The sequence below is a fragment of the Halioxenophilus aromaticivorans genome (assembly GCF_042850945.1).
Classification (GTDB): Bacteria; Pseudomonadota; Gammaproteobacteria; order Pseudomonadales; family Cellvibrionaceae; genus Halioxenophilus; species Halioxenophilus aromaticivorans.
Window position 1 is genome coordinate 3,451,132 of record NZ_AP031496.1, and the last position, 16,070, is coordinate 3,467,201.

At 50.9% G+C, this 16,070-nt stretch carries 14 protein-coding genes; 10 read left to right on the forward strand and 4 right to left on the reverse strand.

The window, feature by feature from the left end; genetic code table 11:
• Positions 1 to 8 precede the first annotated feature (8 nt).
• The 10 genes from ACGHM3_RS14905 to cofE all read left to right on the forward strand — a co-directional run bounded on the left by ACGHM3_RS14905 (position 9) and on the right by cofE (position 12,251).
• Positions 9 to 743, forward strand: coding sequence for an SDR family oxidoreductase (locus tag ACGHM3_RS14905; RefSeq protein ID WP_345422758.1), 735 nt, complete (start codon positions 9 to 11; stop codon positions 741 to 743).
• A 138-nt stretch (positions 744 to 881) separates the two neighbouring features.
• Positions 882 to 2,576, forward strand: a complete 1,695-nt coding sequence (locus ACGHM3_RS14910) for an FAD-dependent oxidoreductase (RefSeq protein WP_345422761.1) — start codon at positions 882 to 884, stop codon at positions 2,574 to 2,576.
• Between the two features lie 35 nt (positions 2,577 to 2,611).
• The gene (locus ACGHM3_RS14915; RefSeq protein ID WP_345422764.1) at positions 2,612 to 4,078 is read left to right on the forward strand and encodes an aldehyde dehydrogenase family protein; all 1,467 of its coding nucleotides are present in this window, start codon (positions 2,612 to 2,614) and stop codon (positions 4,076 to 4,078) included.
• 332 nt (positions 4,079 to 4,410) lie between these two features.
• Positions 4,411 to 5,544 carry a sulfotransferase gene (locus tag ACGHM3_RS14920; protein ID WP_345422767.1) on the forward strand — a complete coding sequence of 378 codons (1,134 nt, stop codon included), beginning with the start codon at positions 4,411 to 4,413 and terminating at the stop codon, positions 5,542 to 5,544.
• 15 nt (positions 5,545 to 5,559) lie between these two features.
• Positions 5,560 to 6,441: an SDR family oxidoreductase gene (locus ACGHM3_RS14925; protein WP_345422770.1), complete on the forward strand. Its 882-nt coding sequence runs from the start codon at positions 5,560 to 5,562 to the stop codon at positions 6,439 to 6,441.
• A 17-nt stretch (positions 6,442 to 6,458) separates the two neighbouring features.
• Complete coding sequence (locus ACGHM3_RS14930) at positions 6,459 to 7,385, forward strand: TIGR03619 family F420-dependent LLM class oxidoreductase (protein ID WP_345422773.1); 927 nt, start codon at positions 6,459 to 6,461, stop codon at positions 7,383 to 7,385.
• A complete protein-coding gene (gene fgd / locus ACGHM3_RS14935) occupies positions 7,382 to 8,395 on the forward strand; it encodes a glucose-6-phosphate dehydrogenase (coenzyme-F420) (protein ID WP_345422776.1) in 1,014 nt (337 codons plus the stop codon). The genes ACGHM3_RS14930 and fgd overlap by 4 nt, the downstream gene beginning before the upstream one ends.
• A gap of 3 nt (positions 8,396 to 8,398) precedes the next feature.
• Entirely contained in the window at positions 8,399 to 9,028 is a 630-nt protein-coding gene (gene cofC / locus ACGHM3_RS14940; RefSeq protein ID WP_345422779.1) for a 2-phospho-L-lactate guanylyltransferase, read from the forward strand.
• The gene (gene cofH, locus ACGHM3_RS14945) at positions 9,028 to 11,487 is read left to right on the forward strand and encodes a 5-amino-6-(D-ribitylamino)uracil--L-tyrosine 4-hydroxyphenyl transferase CofH (protein ID WP_345422783.1); all 2,460 of its coding nucleotides are present in this window, start codon (positions 9,028 to 9,030) and stop codon (positions 11,485 to 11,487) included. The genes cofC and cofH overlap by 1 nt, the downstream gene beginning before the upstream one ends.
• Positions 11,484 to 12,251, forward strand: coding sequence for a coenzyme F420-0:L-glutamate ligase (gene cofE / locus ACGHM3_RS14950; protein WP_345422786.1), 768 nt, complete (start codon positions 11,484 to 11,486; stop codon positions 12,249 to 12,251). The genes cofH and cofE overlap by 4 nt, the downstream gene beginning before the upstream one ends.
• 97 nt (positions 12,252 to 12,348) lie before the next feature.
• Here cofE and ACGHM3_RS14955 read toward each other — a convergent pair whose 3' ends face one another.
• The 4 genes from ACGHM3_RS14955 to ACGHM3_RS14970 form a co-directional block, all read right to left on the reverse strand.
• A complete protein-coding gene (locus ACGHM3_RS14955; protein ID WP_345422789.1) occupies positions 12,349 to 13,428 on the reverse strand; it encodes a Gfo/Idh/MocA family oxidoreductase in 1,080 nt (359 codons plus the stop codon).
• Between the two features lie 92 nt (positions 13,429 to 13,520).
• Positions 13,521 to 13,916, reverse strand: a complete 396-nt coding sequence (locus tag ACGHM3_RS14960) for a hypothetical protein (protein ID WP_345422792.1) — start codon at positions 13,914 to 13,916, stop codon at positions 13,521 to 13,523.
• A 120-nt stretch (positions 13,917 to 14,036) separates the two neighbouring features.
• The gene (locus ACGHM3_RS14965; RefSeq protein ID WP_345422795.1) at positions 14,037 to 14,705 is read right to left on the reverse strand and encodes a TetR/AcrR family transcriptional regulator; all 669 of its coding nucleotides are present in this window, start codon (positions 14,703 to 14,705) and stop codon (positions 14,037 to 14,039) included.
• 360 nt (positions 14,706 to 15,065) lie between these two features.
• Positions 15,066 to 16,010, reverse strand: a complete 945-nt coding sequence (locus ACGHM3_RS14970; protein WP_345422798.1) for an enoyl-CoA hydratase/isomerase family protein — start codon at positions 16,008 to 16,010, stop codon at positions 15,066 to 15,068.
• Between the last annotated feature and the right edge of the window lie 60 nt (positions 16,011 to 16,070).

Sequence of the window (16,070 nt, forward strand, 5' to 3'; positions counted from 1 at the left end):
GTAAAACCATGTCAAAATTGATCGTAATTACCGGCGCAGGCGTCGGCTTAGGCCGCGCCCTTGCAAAGCGTTTTGCCAACGATGGTGATCGTGTGGTGTTGTTGGGTAGAACCCTTGCCAAAGTACAGGCGGTTGCTGATGAGATTGGTGAGGCGGCATATGCTGTGCACTGCGATGTCGCCGATCCAGCCTCGGTGAAAAAGGCTTTCGATACCATTAAAGAGCGGTACGACACTATTGATGTGTTAATCAATAACGCAGCGGTATTCGAACCTTTCCTGTTGCAAAATGCCAAAGACGAACAGATTATAAACGCCATAAATATCAATTTGGCCGGCCCAATGTTTAGCTGCCGAGCAGCCATACCTTTGATGAAAAAAGGCGGGCATTTAATCAACATAACCAGCGAATCTGTTGAGGTGGAACTGCCGCATTTATCGGTATACCAAGCCACAAAAGCAGGCACAGAGCGTTTGACTAAAAGCCTGCATTTGGAATTGCAAGATGCCGGCATTAGAGCTTCCTACGTACGAGCCGGCGCCATGTACGAGGAAGGCAAAACCTGGGACGCCAACCCCGAAGATCAAATGGCATTTGCCAAAGCCGCTATAGAGAGGGGCTTTAATATGCGAGAAAAGCCCATCAGCCAGTTTGATTCGGTGACGGATGTTTTTCGGGCATTGATTGATTTGCCAGCTGATCTACACGCTGTGTCGATCAGCCTGCACGGACGCAAGCCCTAGAATTATTTCAAAAGCGCTAAAAGAGAACGCAATCCATGCCAGTTAGCGTCGCCGATGATTACTGTATTTTCAAGGCTAAATACAAACGTTCGGTAAAGTACTTACAAGATTTCCAACAAAATAAAAATGGGAAACAACATGAACGAGTCGTGTGACTTTGTGATTATCGGCAGCGGCGCTGGCGCTTTGTGTGCCGCCATCGTTATGGCCGACGCCGGCAAAAAGGTTGTCGTTCTGGAAAAAGAGCCTTTACTCGGTGGCACCACTGCCACCTCCGGCGGCGTTATGTGGATACCCAACAACCGCTATATGTCAGACGCTGGCGTGCCCGATAGTAAAAATCAAGCCATAGAATATTTAAATCATGCCGTTGGTGATGCGCCGGATACTCCAGGGACCAGTCCGCTAAGGCGTGAAACCTACGTTGATCAATCCGTCGCTGCGCTAGAGTTCTTAGAGTCCCAGGGGCTAGAGTTTCGTCGGGTTCCATCTTGGCCAGATTACTATGCAGTTCCGGGGCAATCTGAAGCCGGCCGTACCGTGGTATCGGAATTATTCAATTTAAAATCATTGGACGATTGGCAAGATAAGTTACGACCAGGGTTCCTACCCTTAGCCGGCTACCTAGAAGAAGCCATGGAACTTGCCTATATGACCCGTACCTGGGCAGCCAAGGGTATGTTGCTAAAGCTTATTGGTCGCACACTGGGTAGCCGCTTAACCGGTAAAAACTACGCCACTGCCGGGCAAGCGCTGCAAGGCGCTCAACTGAAGGCCGCCCTTAATGCTGGTGCGGACATAAGAACAGAGTACGCCGTTAAAGAATTAATGTTCGATAACGGTAAGGTCACAGGAGTTATTGCTGAGCACAAGGGCCAACCAGTACACATTACTGCAAAACTCGGTGTTCTGGTTGCATCAGGCGGATTCAGTAAAAACCAAATTATGCTCGATCAGTACATTCCGGGCACAAAAACCGAGTGGTCGGGCGCGGCCAGCGGCGACACAGGGGAAATGATCCAAGAAGCCGTGAGAGTAGGCGCAACCGTCGCCCAAATGGAACAGCGACAAGGCTATCCTGTCACCACCCCGCCGGGCAAACCGCTGGCTTACATGCAAAGCGATTTAGCCAAACCCCATGCCATATTAGTGGATAAATCCGGCCAGCGATTTATGGGCGAGGCAGACTCCTATATGAAACTGGCTCGCGGTATTTTAGAACGTAATGAAACCAGCTCTGCCATTCCCAGCTGGATGATCATCGATAGCCAATACGCTAAAAAATATATGCTAGCCGGCGGCATGCTCAATAAAAAACGCATTAAACAATGGCTAGAAGCAGGCTTCCTTAAAACAGGCGCTACGTTAGCTGAGTTGGCAAGCCAGTGCGATATCGATGGCCAGCAACTACAAGCCAGCGTAGAACAATTTAATGGTTTTGTGACTGCCAACAAAGACGAAGCTTTTGGCCGCGGCGATGAGGTGTACCACAACTGGCTAGGCGATAAACTGAATAAACCTTCAGCAACCCTAGGTAGCATTACCCAAGCGCCTTTTTATGCAGTTCCTATATACCCAGGAGACGTCAGCACCTTTGGCGGTATCGTAACCAACGAACACGCTCAAGTATTGAGTAAAGAAAACCAGCCAATACCGGGCCTCTATGCAACTGGCGTGGCAACCGCTTCGGTTATGGCTAAATCCAGCCCGGGAGCCGGCGGCAGTATTGGCCCATCGCTTACCTGGGGTTACGTCGCCGCAAATCACGCATTAAAACCGCAAAATAGCACTAGCCGCAACGGGCAAGTAGCGGTGGAAAGCACCGTGCCTTGAGCGAAGCAAAACAACATCCTCTAAAGGAGAATCAGATGAGTAATCTGCAAGATGCAATGCTGTATATCAACGGAGAAATCCGACCCTCCAGCGATAATGCATACTATGACAACATCGGCCCATGGACTGGCGAGGTCGTCGGCCGTGCCGCCGACGCCACTGCGGCTGACGTGCAACAAGCTATCGATAGTGCCAGGCATGCCTTCGACCACACCGACTGGTCCAGCCAACACGAACAACGCCACGAATTGATGAAAAAGTACGTCAAGGCCTTGTGGGATAAGCGCGCACTGCTAGTAGACATTTCTCGCTTTGAGGCAGGCGCTGCCATGGGTGCCGCCGCGCGCGCACACATCGATGGCGCCTTAAATGGAGCCGATGACTTACTAAAGTGCTTTGAACAAGTTACCTGGCAAGAAGACCGTGGTGTTAAAAACGAGAACGGTTTCGATACCAAGCGTCTAGTCACCCACGAAGCAGTCGGAGTAGTTGGCGCAATCACGCCTTGGAATGTGCCTTTGTACGTTAACATCGGCAAGGTGGTGGCGGCACTGCTTGCTGGCTGTACCGTTATTTTAAAGCCCGCACCAGATACCCCTTTAATGGGCTCTGTAATGGGGGAAATAGCTCAACAAGTTGGCTTGCCACCGGGCGTGTTTAACGTGGTTACGTCTAGCGACCCAGCCATGGCCGGAGAAATGCTTACTAAAGATCCAGCCGTAGACTTAATTTCCTTCACTGGCTCCACCGCCGTAGGTAAATTAATTATGCAAAATGGCGCCCCCAGCTTAAAACGCGTGTTTTTGGAGCTTGGCGGAAAATCGGCCTTTGTTGTATTAGACGACGCTCCAAATTTTGCCCAAACGGTAATGGGCTCTATGGTTGTATTCCACGCCGGTCAAGGTTGCGCCTACCCTACCCGCTTGCTAGTACCAAAAAGTCGCTACGACGAAGCTGTGAAAGCATTGGAAATGGCCTACGCCGGCTTTGATTCTAAGTGGGGCTTACAAGACGAACCCAGCTGCATCATGGGACCATTAATTTCCAAAAAACAATTGGATCGCGTTGCCAGCTACACCGACATCGGCAAGCAAGACGGCGCCCGGCTGCTTGCTGGCGGTAAGGTACGCAGCGACAAAGGTAACGGGTTCTTCTTTGAACCTACCTGCTTTGTCGACTGCACCAACGATATGCGCATCGCTCAAGAGGAGATTTTCGGCCCTGTGCTGGTGGTGATCCCCTACGAAGATGATGAGGACGCCATTCGTGTTGCCAATGAAAGCGTCTATGGTTTAGGCGGCGCTATTTTTGGCAGCACTGAGCGGGCACTGGAAATGGCCAAAAAAATCCGTACAGGGTCTATGAGCGTTAACGGCGGCACGAGTATTACAGGAGACCTTCCCTTCGGTGGCTATAAACAAAGTGGAATAGGCCGCGAATGGGGCTTGGAAGGTATCGAAGAATTCCTAGAGACCAAAGCGATTGGTATCCGAGCGTCTTAGGCTCCCCATCGGTAACTGAAGTGCAACCCACCTCGGGCATTTGCTAGGTGGGTTGCTCAAATTTTCTCTCTACTTCCGTGTGTCTTCTCTTTTACCGCTCCAACTCTAACTCTACTCCTCTAACTCTACTAATCTAACTCTACTACTCTATTTGCCCGCCTCTATTCTTTAGACCCGCTTTAGTTCGGCCTTTCCTTCGCTTGTCCCAAGGACATAACAGTTAATCGCGCTATAACCCCCGTTAATCCTTACAATGAAGTTGCCAGCTTAGCCACTGGCAGTGTAGCCAAATGTGTGCAAAACAGTTGCTAAACGGCAAAGGGTTTAAAACCATGCAAACAGCCAACGAATTTATGGCGCAAGCAGCCCGCGAAACCAAACTCAGCGATTTTGGTGACGACTCATTTAAAGAGGGACTGGAGATATTGTTGGGTGCGCTGGAGTCAGAGGCCGCGCTTAACCGCGCGGGCGAAGGGATATTTGAGCAACGCATTTTGGGAGCATTAAAAAATCGACTGCATGTCGAAGATTGGTACCGGCGACATCCCGAAATTGACAGTGAAATTATCGTAGCACCTCTTATCGGAATCAGTTTACCAAGGACGGGATCTACTGCACTTTCGTTCTTGCTCGCGCAAGATCCTAATGCGCGTTCTTTGCGTAGCTATGAGTCGGCTCAGCCCTGTCCGCCCCCGGCGATGGTCACCGGGCCAGATCCAAGAATTCAGCACCTCAACAATGACGAGACAAGACCCAAAGGTGCCAAACGTCACGTTCCATCCGCCGCAACCGGCCCAGCGGAGTGCCAGGAGCTAATGGCTCTGGATTTTAAATCACAATTGTTTTTAGCGTTTGCACAAATTCCCACCTACGCCCAATGGTTATTAACGGCCGATTTAACCACGACCTACGCCTACGAACGACGAGTTTTGAAATTACTGCAGTGGCGCAGCCCGACGTCACCTTGGCGGTTGAAAGCACCAACTCACTTACTGTATTTAGATCACCTGGACAAGGTATTTCCCGATGCACGATTTGTGATGACCCATCGCGACCCCACCGATGTATTGCTTTCGGTGATTTACCTATTCGATGATTACACCTCAAAACTCAGTGACCATGCCGACCCGCACTACACTGCGGAATTGAATATCAACATGTGGAAAATAGGCATAGAAAGAGCCATGGCCTTCCGAGCCAACGGCAACGAGCACCGATTTTTTGATATCGATTTTACCGCTATGCAGCAGCAACCTATTGCAGAAGTCACGGCTCTTTACCAATGGTTAGATTGCCCTGTTAGCCACGAGTTTGAAACCGGCATGCAAAATTGGTGGCAACACAACGCCGCCAACCGCGAGCGTAACCCCAAACCCGATCCCAGTCATTATCAATTCGATGCCGATCAGGTGAGGCCGTTGTTCGCCGAATACATTCAAAAAACCCAACAGTGGCTGAGTCAATAATGGTAGAACCGAATCATGGATAACATCACCCATCACCAAGACCAACCCGCCATAGAGCGACTCAATTTAACTGGCCAGGTTGTGTTTATCACCGGCGCGGGCGCAGGTATTGGCCGAGCCATTGCGTTGGCATTTGCCGGCGCCGGCGCGCACATTGTTATCGCCGATAGAGAACCAGCGCGCTGTGAAGAAGTTGCACTACAAGTACGTGAACTAGGAGCAAAGGCATTACCCATCACCGTAGACGTCACACACACCGATCAAATAAGCGAAGCGGTGAATAAAGCTATTGAGTGTTTCCAACGTTTGGATATTTTGGTCAACAATGCCGGTGGCGTCAGTTTAAAACCCTTTTTGACTCAGTCTGAACGCTCATGGCGCAAGCACGTGGATTTAAATCTTATTAGCGCCTTCGCCGCCACGGCAGCGGTGGTACCCGAAATCATTAAAGGTAGTCGAGGCGGTAGTATTATTAATGTCACCAGTATTGAGGCCTCTCGGGCTGCTCCCAATGCAGCGGTTTATAGCGCTTGCAAGGCCGGCTTAGAGAATTTTACTCGCACCATGGCTTTAGAGTTGGCCGACCACAAAATTCGCGTTAATGCTCTCGCGCCAGATTACACCGTAACGCCTGGTGTGCGCGGTAATATTCGCGGGCCGGTTGATCAGTCACAGTGGATAGAGCCTTCGCCGGCTCGGGAGGAAGCTACGGCCAGACGTATCCCGGCAGCGCGTACCGGCTATGACTACGAATGCGCAGACGCTGCTTTGTTTTTAGCATCGCCACTGAGCAGCTACGTTAACGGCACTATTTTACGCGTGGATGGCGGCACCTGGGCATCCAGTGGCTGGGCTCGGAATAAAGCTGGCCAGTGGACACTTACGCCAGAAATTTAAGGCCCTGGGAGGTCATAATGAAAATAAACGTCGTTCTACCCTTTGACAATTTAAACGCCGGCGATGAATTTATGAGCCTAGAGGCCATAACATCCATCGCACCATTTATAGAGCGTTTAGGCTTCAACGGTGTCAATGTTACGGATCATCCTTGCCCCAGCGCTAAGTGGTTAGACAACGGCGGCCACTACGCGCAAGATCCCTTTGTGGTTTTGTCCATGGTTGCCGCTTGCACACAACAGCTCAAGCTTTGCACGGGTATTCTGGTGCTACCCTATCGCAACCCATTTATAACTGCGCGGGCCATCGCGTCATTAGATTACTTATCCAACGGCCGATTAATGATGGGATTCGGCGCCGGCTATATGAAAGGTGAATACTACGCCTTGGGGGCAGACTTTGAAGCCCGTAACGACACCATGGATGAATACCTACAAGCCCTAAAACTCGCACTCAGTGGAGAAGACTTCAGCTTCAAAGGTACCGGCTACGAGGCACGTAATTGCCGCATTTTACCCACCAGTAAGCAACGGCCGCATCCGCCTTTTTTAATGGGTGGCAACTCGCCCAGAGCAATGCGACGTGCAGCTGAGCTAGCCGACGCTTGGTATCCATTTTTTACGGCCCCTGTAATTTCTGCCACCGCCCGTACTGCGCAAATTAATTCGATTGCTGACCTCGCCAAGGCAAAGCAATACCTGCTAAACCACTGTGAGAAAATCAATCGTCAAGAGCCTCCTTTTTTAATGACTGGTAGCATTAAAGCGCCAGGCGAACAACTTAGCCATGCACAGTATTTGGATAAAATTGGCCAACTCGCTGACCTCGGCGTCAGCGTAACCTGCTATGCCCCCCAAGGCGACACTCGTCAGGCCTGGTGCGACGACCTACAACAATTTGCCGAAGAAGTACTGAACAAACTACCCAAAGAGAAAACACCATGAGTAATACCTTAAAATTGGGTTTCAAAGCCTCTAGCGAACAGTTCGCGCCCCAGGAATTACTGAACTACGGAATATTGGCTGAAAAAATTGGGCTGGATTCGGTGTGGATCAGTGATCATTTTCAACCCTGGCGGCACACAGGCGGCCATGCGCCTTTTTCACTGTCTTGGCTGGCCGCGTTGGGCGCTAAAACAGAGCGCGTGGTTATGGGCACCAGTGTTTTAACGCCATCGTTTCGTTACCACCCCAGTATCGTTGCACAGGCTTTTGGCACCATGGGCTGTTTATTTCCCAATCGCTTAATTTTAGGGGTGGGCACTGGTGAATCACTGAATGAGGTCCCTGCCAGTGGTTTGCTTTGGCCAGAGCAGCGTGAACGCACGCTGCGTTTAAAAGAATCCGTTCGTCTTATTAAAACGCTGTGGACGCAAGACCGAGTGGATTTTGAGGGCGAATTCTACCGCACAGAACGAGCCACTATTTACGATAAACCCGACACCCCGGTACCCATTTACATCGCTGGCGCAGGCCCTGTGATGGCAAAGTATGCAGGCACCACCGGTGAAGGGTTTATTTGCACCAGCGGTAAAGCACGGGAGCTATACCAAGATAAATTACTGCCTAAGGTTACCGAAGGTTTGGAGCAATCCCAGCGTTCCAATACTGAATTCGATAGGACCATTGAAATTAAACTGTCTTACAACACCGATAAACAACAGGCCCTACAAGATACCCGTTTCTGGGGTGCCCTGGCACTGAAGCCAGAAGAAAAAATGAACGTGGAAGATCCGCTGGCAATGGAGCAACTGGCGGATGAGCTACCCGCCGAGCGCGCCGCTTCGCGCTGGATTGTCACAGATGACGCCGATGAAGTGGTAGAAAAGGTTAAGCCCTACGTAGACATGGGTTTTAATCATTTGGTTTTCCACTACCCTGGCCCCAATCAAGCCGAGTTTTTAACCTTATTCGGTGAAACACTGAATACACGATTACGGCAGGCGTTCGGTTAAGCCATGGCGAAGACCACCTGGGCCCTGGTGCCGATAAACACCTTACAGCGGGCGAAAAGCCGGTTAGCGCCGTCACTGAATAGCAAACAGCGGCAACGTTTGCACCTACAGTTAGCAAGCCATGTACTGGCCACTTTGCAAGCCTGCCGTCATCTGCATCGGGTAATTGTGGTTAATAACAACGACGATGCCATCAGCCAGCTAGCCCGTAAATTTGACTGTGCTGAAATAATCACCAACGAAATCGGCACCCTAAACACCTATCAATGGGCACTAAAAAATCTACCGGGTAAGCCCGAACAGCTTTTGTTAATCGCCAGTGATTTACCACAGGTCAACGTCGACTGCCTAGATGAATTATTAATTGCTGCCGTCAGGCAAGACATCACCATCGTGCCAGACAAGCACTTCTCCGGAACTAACGCGTTGGTATCACCTTGGCCAGTAAAATTGCCTTTGGCCTTTGGCAACAACAGCTACCAACAACACATCTACAACGCCCAGCACTGCCAGCTCAGCTGGGGCTCATTTACCCACCCAAGGCTTGCCTGGGATCTAGACACCCCAGGCGACTATCATCACATTGCCCAGCACAACCCCAAGTGGCGGCAACCTATAAGTGAAGCAGCCTGATGCCCATCACCAGCCAACCTTCTTTTGAATGCGACCACACCGTGGATACTTTGTTAAACACCCCGTGGCAAACTTTGGCCATAGCCGCGCAACAAAAACGCGCTACGGTGTGGGGTACCAATATTACCTATTCCCGCAAAGTATTTATTCCGCTCACCAAACTGTGCCGCGATGTATGCCATTACTGCACATTTGCGCAAACGCCAAGAGCCCTAGCCCGCCAACAGCAAACTAAACACTCAGTGTATTTATCACCACAGCAGGTACTGGAAATCGCTCGGCAAGGCCAGCAGCAAGGTTGCAAAGAAGCGCTGTTTACCCTGGGGGATCAACCCGAGCTACGTTACAGCGCGGCGCGTGATGCTCTGCGTAACCTCGGCTTTGAAACCACCCTGGAGTACCTGGGCCATGTAGCGCAATTGGTGTTGGAAGAGACAGGCCTTTTACCGCACTTAAACCCCGGTTTAATGCAGTTGCAGGATTATCAGCGATTGCGCCAGGTGGCGCCATCCATGGGAATTATGTTGGAAACCAGTGCCCAACGGCTCGGCGACAAAGGCGGCCCACATTACGGCTCGCCGGACAAAGACCCGCAAAGAAGACTGGCCAGCCTAGCCTCCGCCGGCCTTGCCAAGGTAGCCATGACTAGCGGCGTGTTAATTGGTATTGGTGAAACACGGCTTGAACGTTTGCAGTCGATTGTAGAATTAAAAAAACTGGCACTGCAATACGGCCACATACAAGAAGTCATTGTGCAAAATTTTAAAGCCAAAGCTGATACCAAAATGGCAAGGTTTCCAGAACCGAGCATGGAGGAATTGTGCTGGACCATTGCCTGTGCACGAGTGATTTTACCGGCCGAAGTAAGCCTGCAAGCGCCACCCAATTTATTCGATGGTAACCTTGGCCAACTGATTGAGGCCGGTATCAACGATTGGGGTGGTGTATCCCCGGTTACTCCTGATCACGTAAACCCAGAGGCGCCCTGGCCACACCTCGACGCGCTAGCAAAAGCCACCCAAGCCACCGGCCACGAGCTGGTGGAAAGGCTCACAGTTTACCCTCGGTTTACACAACAGGCGGATACTTGGCTGGCGCCTGGCGTTCGGCCGAAGGTGTTAAAGCTAAGTGATAGCAGCGGCCTCGCCCGGGTTGGCCAATGGGCGCCAGGAGCCTGCACTGAAGCCAACCAAGATGACCTCAACGATATCGCCAGCGGGCCTTTCATCGCCAGGCGTAAATCCGCCATTAGCCAGCTGCTAGAAAAGCACACCACACAACAACTGACGCAAAAAGACATTGCACAATTGTTTTCCGCCCGCGGGCAGGACTTTGCCGATGTTTGCCGGGCTGCAAATAATCTACGCAAAGCGACCAACGGCGACACGGTAAGCTACGCCGTGGTGCGAAATATTAACTACACCAATATTTGCCAGTACCAGTGCAGCTTTTGTGCTTTCTCCAAAGGAAAGCGGCATGACCACCTACGCGGTAAGCCCTACTTGTTAGAACCATCAGAGATTATTCGCAGAGTTAACGAAGCCTGGGCACGGGGCGCCACTGAAGTGTGCATGCAGGGAGGCATTCATCCGCAGTTTACCGGTGAAACCTATTTAGATTTGTGTCATACCGTTAAGCAGGCCCAGCCCAATATACACATGCACGCCTTTAGCCCCTTGGAGGTCGCCCACGGTGCTAAAACGTTGGGAATGAGTGTGCAAGATTATCTGCAAGCGTTGAAAAGCGCCGGTTTAAATTCTATGCCTGGCACGGCGGCGGAGATTCTTAACGATGACATACGCCGCCAGCTGGCCCCAGATAAAATGCTCAGCAACCAATGGCTGGATATTATCCGCCAGGCCCACAACACAGGACTAGCCACCACGGCAACTATCATGTTTGGCCACATAGATAATTACCAGCACTGGGCTGAACACCTTTTGCGGATAGACCAACTTCAACAAGAAACCGGTGGCTTTACCGAATTTGTGCCTCTGCCCTTCGTCCATATGGAAGCGCCCATGTTTTTAAGAGGCCAAGCCCGTAAAGGCCCAACGCTTAGAGAAACCATTTTAATGCACGCGGTGGCTCGGCTGGTGTTAAGCCCGGGGATCAAAAACATCCAAGTCTCTTGGGTAAAAGTGGGTCAAACCTGGGCGTCTCACTGCCTTAACAGTGGCGCAAATGATTTGGGCGGCACCTTGATGAATGAATCCATCAGCCGGGCCGCCGGTGCCAGCCACGGCCAGGAGCTAGACGCCGCCGGAATGGAATGTTTAATTAAATCTCTGGGTCGCATGCCCTTACAGCGTACTACTTTGTATTCGCCAGCATGTAGTGTTCAACACAGCAAAGCACTGAGCGCGCCTGCGTTAATACCGGTAACCAATGCTATGCCCTCCGGTAACGCTTCGCTAACAGCCAATTTAGTGCACCCAAAGGCAGAAATAATTTCATGAACGCGGCGAGCTTAGAGTTTATCCCGGTGCAGGGAATGCCCGAATTTCTAGCGGGCGATGATCTGGTAGAGCATCTAATCAATGGGTTGTGTGCGAATACGACAACGCTTAGCAACGGCGACGTGTTGGTAATAGCGCAAAAGATTGTGTCCAAAATTGAAGGGCGATTTATTAATCTCAATGCCGTTAATATCAGCACCAAAGCACTGGAACTTGCTGCCCAGTGTCAAAAAGACCCACGCTTAGTAGAACTGATTTTGCAAGAATCCACCGATGTGGTGCGCTGCGTGCCCGGAGTATTGATTGTGCGCCACAAATTAGGCTTAGTTATGGCCAATGCCGGTATCGACCAATCCAATGTTCCGGGTGATGATATTGCTTTGCTACTACCGCAAAACCCCGATGCCAGCGCTCAGCACCTCGCCGAGGCCATGCAGCAACGCCTAGGCGTTTCGGTGGCCGTGCTAATTTCCGACAGTTTCGGCCGCCCCTTTCGCAACGGCGTGTGCGGTACCTGCATCGGCTGTTTTGGGCTGAGTTCGCTCTACGATTTACGCGGCCACGTAGACCGCGAAGAAAGACCTTTAGCAGTTACCCAGCTGGCCATTGGCGATCAACTGTGTGCTACTGCTAATTTGGTCTGTGGCGAGTCCAACGCCGGCATACCTGCGGTGGTAGTACGCGGTTTAGCGGACGACTATTTAAAGCAATCGTTACCGGCATCGCACTTAGTTCGGCCAGTGCAAGAAGATTTATTTCAATAGATAACACCCAGCCTGAAGATTTTTCTTTTTCTCTCTTTTTTCTTTTTTCTCGGGTGGGGGGGGTAATGGTTTCGATCCATTCCCCACAACTAAAAAACTATTCTACAGAGTTGGCATCAACCGGCACGGTAGCGCCATCATTAGCCGCAGATAATCGAATAGCCTCTAGCACCTGCATTGCCGCGAGGCCGTCGTTAAAATTGGCAAATTGCGTTGGGTTGGTTTGCGGTTGCTGCAAAATGCCGTTACGCCAATTTTCAAATAATCGTTGTGCGGGTGGCAACTCCAAATGCAAGAATTGCTCACGCGGATCATCACTGACTGGCATGGCCGGCAAGCTCACGTTGGCGGGCGGCTCTAGTTCCCGAGTACCGTTTATATCCGCCAGCCACGCCTTGCCGTTGTCTATCCATAAACTGCCATCAGTGCCTGATACCCGCGTCATGGCCGAAAACTCACCCCAGGCGGCGCCACACTGCTGCATAATGCCCTCAACCCCGTTGCGCAATCGAAAGCGTACCGCGAAGGAATCTTCGGTTACGTTCTCCCTGGCTGCCACCGTGGGTAAACTGGCGCTTAGGCTTTCGAATTCGCCCAGCCAACTGCGCACCTGATCAATCATATGCGAACCGGAAGCTCCCAACCAACCGCCACCCTGCTCAGCATCGAACCACCATTGCGGCCATGCCTGGCGGGTATCTGCCAATAGGCTGGCGTACTGAACCAAGGTGATAAATTTAGCTTGGCCGATGGCCCCTTGGGCAATCGCATTGGCCACCGCCACGCGCTCCGGGCGAGCGCGCATTTGGTTGCCCAATAAATGCTGTACGCCTTTTTCCTGTGCCAAAATCAACAACTCTTTAGCGTGTTCAGCCTTCAAGGTAAACGGCTTTTCCGACATAACATGGCAGCCTTTGCTAAGCGCAATTTTAGCCAGCGGATAATGAGTATGCGGCGTGCTGGCGATGGTTACCGCCTGGGCGTTGGTTTGATCTATGGCTTGGGCCAAATCCGTTGCTGCTAGCGCAATGGACAAGCGCTGCGCCCGACGCTGGGTACGCTGCTCATCGCTACCTACCAGCGCCACTACGTCAAAGCCCGCAGCTCTTAACGCCGGCACATGCACTCGGCAGCCATGGCCACTGCCCACTACAATCACAGGGATTGATTCAGTCAAGGGAGAATCCTTTTATTTATTATTTTAACTATTTCTCGCTAAGTGTTTCTGAGATTTTTAAAGGCCAGCTTAAAACCGAAAGTCCAGTTGCGTTAACGGCTCATGGCAGCTTGCATGGCTGGGCCAAGGACGTCGCTCGGTACGGTTGGGTTCATGTATTCCCGCACGTGGCTAATTCTTCCGTCACGAATTTGAAACAAAAATACGTGGTTATTTTGTGCTCGGTCACCATTATTTAACCGCCAGTCTGAGGTCACCTCCACCGCAGCGGCGCTATCATCGCAGGTTAGGCTAACTCGCTGATAAATAAGCTCGCCTTCAATGATAGCCGCCAATAATTTTACGCCGCCACAAAAGCGTTGCTGATCCATATCACCTGATGTCAGGGTCCAGGCGGAAAAATCTGGGCTGATAAGTTTGGGCGAGACTTCGCCCTGCTTTAAACCGGTAAAAAAAGCCTCGACGAGGTCTTGGGTTTGATTGGACATTGTACGCTCTTATTGTTGTCGTTACTCAAACAAGGTAGCTCCTGGTTGAGTAACAGGGTTGCTTATTCAAGCTGCTCAACAACCCTATTTCGCGCAAAGATGGAATGGGCTTAATAAAAGTTACTGATCTTTTGCTGCCTGATTGGCGTTAACACCGTGCATTACAAAATCTACCACAGCGCTACTAATTTCATCATCGCTGGCCAACTCTTCCGGGAACATCCACTCACGGAAAATAACGTTGGCCAACACCGCGGCAAAGGAGACTCGCACCATTACGCTGGGCGCAACCTTGGGTTGTTTTTCACCAAGGCGTTTGAGCATGGTTTCTGCACCTTGCTGAAAGTACGCATTTAAACTTTCAATGGCACCCAGGCTCTCTGTTTTGCCGCGGCCATAGGCCTCGGCCACGATGAGAGATTTAAATAACAGCGAGTGCTCACTAATAAACTTTTGCAGCGCAACAATATAATCGCGGGTAGCCTCGTCGGTACTGCGCGCTTCATCGACGTTAAGCATGTACTGCTCATTAAACTCGGCCAGGCGGCTGCTTAACGGTTTAAAAACCGCCTCTTTAAAAATATCTTGCTTGGAATCGAAGTAACGAAATAATTGTGCTTCGGTCACATCGGCGCGCTTGGCAATACTGGCCGTGGTAGCCCCTCTAAAACCGTTGAGCTTAAATTCTTCTTCTGCGGCAGACAGTAAGCGCTGCATGATCTCTTCCGGTGAGCGTCTGCGGCGGCGTTGTTTGGGTTTGGCAATATCCGTGGTTTGTTGGTCAGTCATCAATACATCCAATGTCGTGAGCTAAATCATTAGCCTGCGACTATACCATTAACTGCACAAAAAACTTCTTACTGATCAGTAACCTGCGTAAAAATATGCGTCGAATGTCTGCAAACGTAAGACTTTAGTCGTAGCAAATTTGGAAACACCAAACAAAGATAGCAAATACTATCTTAAAGGTAAACTAGGAAAGGCTGTCCGAGGCACGGCAATGAAACGACGATCAAACGGCGATCAAATTGCGATGAAAGAGCGATAGTGATTAGCCCTGGGCCAGCCTATTAGCTGCGCTTGGCGCATTGCGTTGTTTTGTAGCGATGAGTTTTATGCTCAGTGACCGAAAGGCCACAAATCAATGGGTTAATCCAATAGTTTATCGATTAACCCCCATTGCAACGCCGTTTGGGCGGTTATTTTTTTGCCACTGAGTATCCACCAACCGGCTTTTTGCCGGCCAATGCGCCGGCTAATACTTACCGTGCCACCCGCCCCGGGTATGAGCCCCATGGCTAATTCTGGCAGCTGAAAAAATGTTTTTTTATGGGCGTAAAGCTGGCTTGCAAAGGCGGGCAACTCGATACCCGAACCGATGCAAGCGCCATGTACCGTGCATGTAATTCGCCCGGAGTGCTCGGCCATTAATCTGGCCGGGCTATGAACGGTGCGTATCCAATGGGCATTACTGGGGTTGATTAAACTACCGAACTCGGCCAACTCGCCGCCCACACTAAAACACGCCCCCCGGGCACTGATTAGAAGGCGTTGCACCGAAGTATCCACTCGCATGATGGTAAGCAATTCCACCAAAGCATCGCGCATTTCAACGGTGATGCTGTTGCGTGTTTGCGGCCGATTAAGAACCGCCGTAAGTACATCGCCTTGGCGATCCATATCGATGGCCGGTTGATCGTTTCCATCCTTGGTATCGGTATTGGCATTGGCTGTGGTGTTACTGCCGCGGTAGCTTTCCAACCATGTTTTAAATTCATCGCCCGCTTGTAGGGTGGCAAAAGCCATGGATTCCATATCCAACGCGGCAGCAGTGGGAAGCAGAGTTTGCGCACGCAATACTTGCACTAACACCAACGCTGCCTGGGGATTCTTGCGAATACGGGCTGCCAAGCCTTCAGCGTCTTTCTCACAGCCCACGATTAGGTCTGCATTTTCATAGCCGCTATCGGATTGCGTAATTTGGTCTGCCGCTTCCGCCACCGCAATCACAGGTACGGTTTGTTGGTATAACCACTGGGGCTGGGTGGGCAGCGCATCACAGGGCATGATTTTGTAGGGCTGGTCACCGGCCATCAATATTTACTCGCTATGGAAATTCGTTTGGTTTTGCTATTTTCCGAGGTCGTTTTTTTC